A 1,122-nucleotide genomic window follows, 5' to 3' on the forward strand; every position below is an offset into this window, starting at 1 on the left:
TCACGCCGCACCCCCTTCGATGAGTGTCGCTGTACTCATGCGACTTGCGTGTCGCACGATCCAGTTCAACCACGACGAGTACGTGGGCAGGAACACCAGGTCGACGCGGTTGGCCGTGCACCAGGCGCGGACCTCGGGATGCTTGTGCGGGGAGAAGTTGTCCACGATCAGGTACAGGCGCTGGTCGGGCCAGCGGGCGCGCAGGGTCTTGAGGAAGGCCAGGAACTCGTGCCAGCGTTTGCGGTCCCGGATGCGGTAGTGCAGCCGGCCGGTGGCCAGGTCAAGGGCGGCGATCATGTGCCGTACCCCGTGGTCGCGGGTGTAGGTGGCCCTCAGCCGCACGGGTCGGCCCTGGGGTCGCCAGGCGCGGCCGGGGCGGGGTTGCAGGTTCAACGGCCCGAACTCGTCCAGGCACAGCACCCTGCCGTCGGCGGGCGGAGTGTCGTACAGCTCGAGCACCCGGCGCATCCTGGCGGTGAGGTCGGGGTCGGTGCTGGCCTTCCACGTCTTGCTGGCCTGCCAGGACACACCGCGTTCGTGCAGGACCCGCCGGACGGTCTCGACGCTGACCGCGTCAACGTAGCCGGCGGCGATCAGGTAGTCGCGCAGCTTCGCCAGGGACCAGCAGGAGAACGGCTGGCCGAGGAAACGGGGGTCGCACCGGGCGATGACGCAGATCCAGTCACGGGTCTGCTCATCGATCCGTCTCGGTGCGCCCCCGCTCCATTTTGGGTTCAGGGCGTCGAACCCCCGCTCGTTGAAGGCGTGGATCACGTCGCGGACGTAGTCCTCGCTGGCTGTGAGCAGGTGGGCGATGTCCGGGGCCGGCTGTCCCTGGGCGGACATCAGCACCACGATCGCCCGTCGCAGCTTCACCGGGTCCTTCGCGGTCCGGGTGATCTTCTGCAACCGCTGGCCCTCGGCCATCGACACCTGCCGGACGAACACCTCTGGCCGTCTACCCACCGGCCATCACCTCCCACCACGAGTGTTGGGAGACAGCCTGCCCGATCCGTCCTCAGAACCGACGGATTACACGATCAACGTTCAAAGACGAGGCACTAGGGCGTGTATCAAAGTCGGCCGTGGGCGGGTGACGACTTTCGGCGTGTCGCTGCCCGG

1 protein-coding gene is annotated in these 1,122 nt (G+C 67.6%); it reads right to left on the reverse strand.

The features are described from left to right. Positions 1-966, reverse strand: a complete 966-nt coding sequence (locus ACFHWS_RS28460) for an IS630 family transposase (protein WP_416569577.1) — start codon at positions 964-966, stop codon at positions 1-3. Between the last annotated feature and the right edge of the window lie 156 nt (positions 967-1,122).

Source organism: Micromonospora sp. LOL_013 (assembly GCF_048060315.1).
Classification (GTDB): Bacteria; Actinomycetota; Actinomycetes; order Mycobacteriales; family Micromonosporaceae; genus Micromonospora_E.